Source organism: Exiguobacterium sp. UBA6282 (assembly GCF_002440475.1).
Lineage (GTDB): Bacteria > Bacillota > Bacilli > Exiguobacteriales > Exiguobacteriaceae > Exiguobacterium_A.
Genome location: NZ_DJUM01000014.1, coordinates 31,290 through 38,763, shown reverse-complemented (window position 1 = coordinate 38,763; position 7,474 = coordinate 31,290). Strand labels below are relative to the sequence as shown.

Here is a 7,474-nt window from a genome sequence, read left to right as displayed (position 1 = left end):
GTTGAAACTTGTGGCTTGATGAAGTTCATTGTATCGTAAATCGCCATACCGGCAGTGATCGAACCACCTGGGCTGTTGATGTAAAGCGAGATTTCTTTATCTGGATCTTCTGCTGCTAAGAACAGAAGTTGGGCAACGACTGAGTTGGCGACGTTGTCGTCAATCGCGCTCCCGAGAAGAATAATGCGGTCTTTTAGCAAACGTGAGTAGATATCGTAAGCACGTTCCCCGCGGTTTGTTTGTTCGATGACTGTTGGAATTAACATAGTCTTTGCCTCCTTATAGTTGGTATGTAGCTTCCTATTCGACTTATCCTTATCATAATCCTTTGGTCAATATTGGTCAAAAGATACGATGCGACTTTTAGGTATTTTTCCATTACAAGGGCAAACGAAACATATCAGTATAGAAAAAAGGCAATGCCATTGCTGGCATTGCCTTGTAGTTGAATAAATGGTACACCCGGAGAGATTCGAACTCCCGACACCTGGTACCGGAAACCAGTGCTCTATCCCCTGAGCTACGGGTGCATCTGATGTACTGAACAATTAATAGTATAGCGACATTTTTTCAGAAAAGCAATAGGGAAGCATGACTTTTCTTTTCTCAAGCGACTCAAAAAGGGGTTCAGAGCATGTTTTTTAAAACGTTTCTTCTATAATAAGAAGTGAGGGAGGGAAATCGATGGATCAACGCCAGGAACAAACGCAACAGATGACGTTATCGGCGTCACAACAGTATCAGTTACATGTACTTGAGCAACCAGCGGCAGAACTCGAGGAGGAATGGCGACGGTTGAAACGACGGTTGCATCGTCATTACCCGAATCAGGTTTCGTTAGAGGCCGAGCAGATGGCAGGACATTTGGCATCCTATGAAGACGAGCTTCTTGCACAAATACGTTTAGAATCAGTCAGACAGGAAATAGGATATATGGCGGAACAACTCATCGTGTATTTAGAAGCGGACGGTTTATTGCGGACATCGGACGAGGAGCTCGCTGCATCCTTCTCGACCGATGTCGCAACGATTACAGAAGCACGGACACTCTTACAACAATGTGAACCGGTCGGCATTGCTGCCCGCTCGGAGCGCGAGTGCCAATGGTTACAGGCGATCGAGCTAGACGACGCAGAATTGATCGGACTGACGGATCGGTTACGACATGAACCGGCGAGTCAAGTGTTCGCGCAGTTCAGTGAACCGGATCGAGCACGGTTGCGAAAACGATTGACGCGCCTGAGCCGGACACCGGATCTTCCTAAAGAAGAACGACCGGTCATGGCAGAAGCACGGATTCACCTGTTAGATGGAAAACTTCAGATCGACTGGATGACACTCGACATGGATCAGAAGTGGCTCGGATTAAAAGAGGCAACGCCTTTTTTGCGCGCGTACGAACGACGTCGCGTTACGATGCATGCCATCCTCTCGGTCTTGCTTGAGCGACAAGAACGCTGGTTCAAGGGAGAACTGCATCTTGAGCCACTGACGAAAAAACAAGTCGCTGAGGCGACGGGGCATCATCCGTCAACGATTGGTCGAGCGATTGCTGAGAAGTATGTCGAGACGGTCCATGGTCTCGTTGCTTTAGAAGACTTGTTCGTCTCACGGACGACAAGCGGAGACTCGAGTTTTTTGATTAAACGGCGGATCGCCGAATACATTCAACACAGCGATCGTCCGTTAAGTGATCAGCAATTGACGGATCGCCTGCAAGCAGACGGTCTGACAGTCGCGCGACGGACGGTCGCGAAGTACCGGGCAGCGCTTGGTTTAACGAAAAAAACGATGCAGCAAAGGAAGGCGCAATCAGAATGGGATTAAAACGACACAGACACTTAACACTCTATTCACGTCCGGGATGTACGCTATGTGAAGAGGCCGCCATCTTACTCGACTTCGTACTCGATGAGTTTCCGGAATGGACATTCGAGGAAGTCAACATCGATCAGGATGAAGCGCTCAGTCTACGGTTCTTATACGAGATTCCGGTCGTCATGCATGACGAGGAAATCTGGAGTTATGGCAAATTCGAGACGGAAACGATAAGAAACCGCTTACTTCAAAAAACTTGAGAAACGAGACTTGCAAGGCGAGAAATGGACTGTTATGATAACGGTGTACCAAGTGGGACACGTTATGACATGCGGGACAGAAAGCGTCCAGCTACTTGAGAGGAGAGGGAAATACATGATTCGGCAGTTAGTCCAGATCCAAAAACGAATCGTGCCTGATCTGATCGAAGAAATGCAGACACGCTACGACATCCTTCATTACGTACGACTGATGCAACCGATCGGACGACGTACGCTTGCGACAAGCCTTGGCTTGACGGAACGCGTCTTACGGCGGGAAGTCGACTTCTTGAAGCAGCAAGACCTCCTAGAGGTCGCGACGCAAGGGATGTCCTTGACGGATGAAGGACGAAACGTTCTTCGCAGCATGCACAGCATCATGGGAGAACTCGCAGGGATCTCAGACATGGCGAAAGCCTTAAAAGAGAGACTCGGAGTACGGGACGTCGTCATCGTACCGGGTGATTCCGATGAAACCTTCTGGGTACAACGAGACATGGGGCGGGCGACCGTCGCACGACTCAAACGAGAGCTTTCTTCAGACCATCACAATACGATCGCTGTCACAGGCGGTACGACGATGGCTTCCGTCGCGGCGATGATGTCGCCAGACAAGGAACACCGTCCGATGACGTTCGTTCCGGCACGCGGAGGACTGGGAGAAACGCTCGAACTACAAGCGAACACAGTATGCTCACGGATGGCGTCACGCGCTCAAAGTGATTATCATCTGCTTCACATCCCGGACATGGTCAGTACAGAGACGTTCGTCAAGATGATTGAAGAGCCGAGCATAAAAAATGTGCTTCAAATGATTAAAGGTGCTTCAATCGTGGTACATGGAATTGGTGAGGCGAAAACGATGGCAAAACGTCGTCGCGCGTCTGAGGATCTCCTGACCCGACTGGAACATGAACAGGCAGTAGCGGAAGCATTCGGATATTACTTCGACCGAGACGGGAACATCGTGCACCGGGTCAAGACGGTTGGTCTCCAACTGGCTGACTTGAAGCAAGTCGAACACGTCATCGTCGTCGCAGGTGGTCATTCGAAGGCAGAAGCGATCAACGCCTATGTCAAACAGTCGCCGGACATCATCCTGATCACGGATGAAGGCGCAGCAGCTTCGATTTTGAAAGGGTAACCCCCTTTTGAATAATAGATAACTCGCTTTACATTAAAAGGAGGAAAATTATCATGGCAGTAAAAGTTGGTATTAACGGATTTGGACGTATCGGACGTTTGGCACTTCGTCAAATTCTTCAATTCGATGGAATCGAAGTAGTCGCGATCAACGACCTTACAGACACTAAAATGCTTGCACACCTTCTCAAATATGATACGACTCAAGGTCGTTTCGACGGCGAAGTTGAAGTACACGACGGTTACTTCCTCGTCAACGGTAAAGAAATCAAAACACTTGCTAACCGCAACCCAGAAGAACTCCCATGGGGCGAGCTCGGTGTTGACATCGTTCTCGAATGTACTGGTTTCTTCACAGACAAAGAAAAAGCTGAGCTTCACTTGAAAGCTGGCGCTAAAAAAGTCGTTATCTCTGCACCTGCAACTGGCGACATGAAAACAGTCGTCTTCAACACGAACCACGAAATCCTTGACGGAACTGAAACAGTTATCTCTGGTGCTTCATGTACTACTAACTGTCTCGCGCCAATGGCTAAAGTTCTCCAAGATCAGTTCGGAATCGTTGAAGGTCTCATGACTACGATCCACGCTTACACTGGTGACCAAAACACACTCGACGCTCCACACCCTAAAGGTGACTTCCGTCGTGCACGTGCGGCAGCAGCAAACATCGTTCCAAACTCAACTGGTGCTGCAAAAGCAATCGGTCTCGTTCTTCCAGAACTTCAAGGTAAACTTGACGGATCTGCACAACGTGTACCAGTCGCTACAGGTTCACTCACTGAGCTCGTAACTGTACTTGACAAAAAAGTTTCTGTAGAAGAAATCAACGCAGCAATGAAAGCAGCTGCTAACGAGTCTTACGGTTACACTGAAGACGAAATCGTTTCTTCTGACATCGTTGGTATCTCTTACGGATCACTCTTCGATGCAACTCAAACTAAAGTCATGACAGTCGGCGACAAACAACTCGTTAAAACAGTTGCTTGGTATGACAACGAAATGTCTTACACTAGCCAACTCGTTCGTACACTCAAACACTTCGCAGAAATCGCTAAGTAATTAGAGCAATTAAATAGCAATTGAATAAGAGCGGAAACGATATCAGTCTCCGCTCTTATTGCGGAAAAAAGCGGGAGGGGCATTCGCCCCTCACTATACGTAAGAGACGGAGGACGAATGTATGAATAAGAAATCGATTCGCGACATCGATGTACAAGGAAAACGCGTATTTACACGCGTGGATTTCAACGTACCGTTGGAAGACGGTAAAATCACGGATGACACACGGATCCGTGCTGCACTCCCAACGATCAAACACTTGATCGACGGCGGAGCAAAAGTCATTCTCGCTAGCCACATGGGTCGTCCAAAAGGCGAAAAGAACCCTGAGTTCTCACTTGCACCAGTCGTAGCACGCCTCAGCGAATTGCTTGGTAAAGACATCAAGCTCGTTGAAGAAGCATACGGTCCAGTTGCAGAAGAAGCAGTCAACAAACTCGAAAACGGCGATGTCGTCGTCTTAGAGAACGTTCGCTTCTACCCTGGTGAAACGAAAAATGACGAAGAGCTCGCTAAAGGATTCGCGAAACTCGCTGACGTCTTCGTCAACGACGCGTTCGGCGCAGCACACCGTGCACACGCATCGACAGAAGGTATCGCACACCATGTCGACACAGCAGTTGCCGGTCTTCTCATCGAAAAAGAACTTCAAGTTCTCGGTAAAGCTCTTTCTAACCCAGATCGTCCGTTCACGGCAATCATCGGTGGTTCGAAAGTAGCAGATAAAATCGGTGTCATCGATCACTTACTCGACATCGTCGATACGTTGATCATCGGTGGCGGCTTATCGTACACGTTCCTCACAGCTCGTGGTATCGAAGTCGGTACTTCACTTCTTGAGGTCGATAAAATCGACCAAGCGAAGGAATTCATGAAGAAAGCAGAAGAAAAAGGCGTTAAGTTCCTCATGCCAATCGACTGTGTCATCACGAAGGAATTCGGAGAAGAAACATATGTCGGACCACGTGACATCACAGAGATCCCAGCAGATCACATGTCACTTGATATCGGTCCAAAAACGGTTGAACTCTATGCAGAGGCAATCAAGAACTCGAAACTCGTCGTCTGGAACGGACCGATGGGCGTATTCGAACTCGATAAATACGCAAACGGTACAAAAGGTGTCGCGCAAGCTCTTGCGGACAGTGATGCGTACTCAATCATCGGCGGTGGCGACTCAGCTGCTGCGGCAGAGAAATTCGGTCTTGCTGACAAAATGAGCCACATCTCTACAGGTGGTGGAGCAAGTCTCGAATTCATGGAAGGGAAAGCTCTTCCTGGTGTCGAAGCGCTAAACGACAAGTAATCTAAGTTCACAAGGGAGTGTTTCTCAATGCGTAAACCAATTATCGCAGGTAACTGGAAGATGAATCTGACGCTCAAGGATGCAGTCGCATTCGTTGAGGAAGTCAAAGGAGCTGTACCTGCTTCGACGACAGTCGACGCAGCCGTCTGTGCGCCAGCAGTATTCTTGGCACACTTGACAGAAGCAGCAGCTGGTACGGATCTTAAGATTGGTGCTCAAAACATGTACGACAAAGAGAGCGGTGCGTTCACTGGTGAAATCAGCCCGCTCATGCTCAAAGAACTCGACGTGACATACGTCATCCTCGGTCACTCTGAGCGTCGTGAGTACTTCGGCGAAACAGATGCGTTCATCAACAGCAAAGCGAAAAAAGCGTTCGAGCACGGTCTCGTTCCAATCGTTTGTGTAGGTGAAACACTGGAAGAGCGTGAAGGCGGCAAGTTCGAAGACGTCATCCGCGAACAGACAGCAAACAGCCTTAAAGGTCTTACTGTCGACCAAGTGAAAAATCTCGTCGTTGCTTACGAGCCTGTCTGGGCAATCGGAACAGGTAAATCAGCGACAGAACAAGATGCACAAGATTCTTGTAAATTCGTCCGTGACGTCGTTGCAGCTGAATTCGGTGCTGAAGCAGCAGAAGCTGTCCGCATCCAATACGGTGGTAGCGTCAAACCGGAAAACATCAAAGAATATATGGCTCAACCAGACATCGACGGCGCGCTCGTCGGCGGTGCAAGTCTTGAGACAGGATCGTTCCTCAAACTGTTGGAGGCGATTTAAATGAAAAAACGTCCAGTCGCACTGATCATCCTTGATGGTTTTGGTATGCGTGACGAGGAGTTCGGAAATGCCGTTACGGCGGCAAACAAACCGAACTTCGACCGTTACTGGGGTCAATACCCGCATACGTTGTTGAATGCGAAAGGCGAATACGTCGGTTTGCCTGAAGGTCAAATGGGGAACTCAGAAGTGGGTCACCTCAACATCGGTGCAGGTCGCGTCGTCTATCAATCGCTATCCCGAATCAACAACGCGGTCAAGGATCGCTCGTTCTTCTCGCGTCAAGCGATGAACGATGCGGCAGGTCACGTGAAGAAATACGGTTCAGCGCTTCATATCTTCGGTTTGGTCTCTGACGGTGGAATCCACAGTCACATCAACCACTTATATGCGGTGCTCGAATTCGCGAAACTTCACGAAATCGAAAAAGTCTACCTCCATGCTTTCACGGACGGTCGTGACTGCGACCCACAATCGGGCGCTGGTTTCCTCCGTGACGCGCAAGCGAAGATGGATGAATTGAATGTTGGACAATTCGCGAGTATCTCTGGTCGCTACTATGCGATGGATCGCGATAACCGTTGGGAGCGCGTCAAGAAAGTCTATGACGTCATCACGTTCGGTGAAGGTCCAACGACGAAGGATCCAATCGGCATGGTTGAAGCTTCGTACAAACAAGACGTAACGGATGAGTTCATCGAACCAACTGTTGTCGTGCAGGAAGACGGTACGCCAGTCGCACCGATCCACGATAACGATGCGATCGTGTTCTTCAACTATCGTCCTGACCGTGCGATTCAGCTTTCGAAAGTCTACAAAGAAAAAGGTGGCTTCGACGGTTTCGAAATTCCGGACAACGCACCGAAGAACCTGCTACTCGTCTCAATGACGAAGTACTCGGATGCGATTGATACGGACATCGTATTCCCGCCTGAAGACATCAAGAATACGCTGGGTGAGGCATTGTCAAAACAAGGTCTCAAACAGCTACGCATCGCGGAAACGGAAAAGTATCCGCACGTCACGTTCTTCTTCAACGGACAACGTGAAGAACCATATGAAGGGGAAGATCGGATCTTGATCCCTTCACCAAAAGTCGCGACAG

General features: G+C 49.0%; 8 protein-coding genes and 1 tRNA gene. 7 read left to right on the top strand and 2 right to left on the bottom strand.

Translation table 11 applies throughout. The features are described 5' to 3' along the window. Together B2751_RS03910 and B2751_RS03905 are read right to left on the bottom strand one after the other, a co-directional pair. Positions 1-266 (bottom strand): ATP-dependent Clp protease proteolytic subunit (locus B2751_RS03910; protein ID WP_290773109.1); only part of this gene is annotated, 266 nt, incomplete at its 3' end. 188 nt (positions 267-454) lie between these two features. Further along, positions 455-530: transfer RNA gene (locus B2751_RS03905), tRNA-Arg, on the bottom strand. 154 nt (positions 531-684) lie between these two features. Between B2751_RS03905 and B2751_RS03900 the strand changes: the two genes are divergently transcribed. From B2751_RS03900 to gpmI, 7 genes are all read left to right on the top strand, one after another. Then, complete coding sequence (locus tag B2751_RS03900; RefSeq protein WP_290772989.1) at positions 685-1,827, top strand: RNA polymerase subunit sigma-54; 1,143 nt, start codon at positions 685-687, stop codon at positions 1,825-1,827. After that, on the top strand, positions 1,818-2,078 hold the full coding sequence (locus tag B2751_RS03895; RefSeq protein WP_023469219.1) for a glutaredoxin family protein: 261 nt from the start codon (positions 1,818-1,820) through the stop codon (positions 2,076-2,078). The genes B2751_RS03900 and B2751_RS03895 overlap by 10 nt, the downstream gene beginning before the upstream one ends. A 115-nt stretch (positions 2,079-2,193) precedes the next feature. After that, positions 2,194-3,222, top strand: coding sequence for a sugar-binding transcriptional regulator (locus B2751_RS03890; protein WP_023469218.1), 1,029 nt, complete (start codon positions 2,194-2,196; stop codon positions 3,220-3,222). A 53-nt stretch (positions 3,223-3,275) separates the two neighbouring features. Further along, positions 3,276-4,283 (top strand): type I glyceraldehyde-3-phosphate dehydrogenase, encoded by a 1,008-nt coding sequence (gene gap, locus B2751_RS03885; protein ID WP_035409970.1) that lies wholly within the window; start codon positions 3,276-3,278, stop codon positions 4,281-4,283. A 121-nt stretch (positions 4,284-4,404) separates the two neighbouring features. After that, entirely contained in the window at positions 4,405-5,589 is a 1,185-nt protein-coding gene (locus B2751_RS03880; protein WP_290772986.1) for a phosphoglycerate kinase, read from the top strand. A gap of 27 nt (positions 5,590-5,616) precedes the next feature. Beyond that, positions 5,617-6,369, top strand: coding sequence for a triose-phosphate isomerase (tpiA, locus tag B2751_RS03875; protein ID WP_023469215.1), 753 nt, complete (start codon positions 5,617-5,619; stop codon positions 6,367-6,369). Further along, positions 6,370-7,474 (top strand): 2,3-bisphosphoglycerate-independent phosphoglycerate mutase (gene gpmI, locus B2751_RS03870; RefSeq protein WP_290772983.1); only part of this gene is annotated, 1,105 nt, incomplete at its 3' end. It abuts the gene before it with no gap.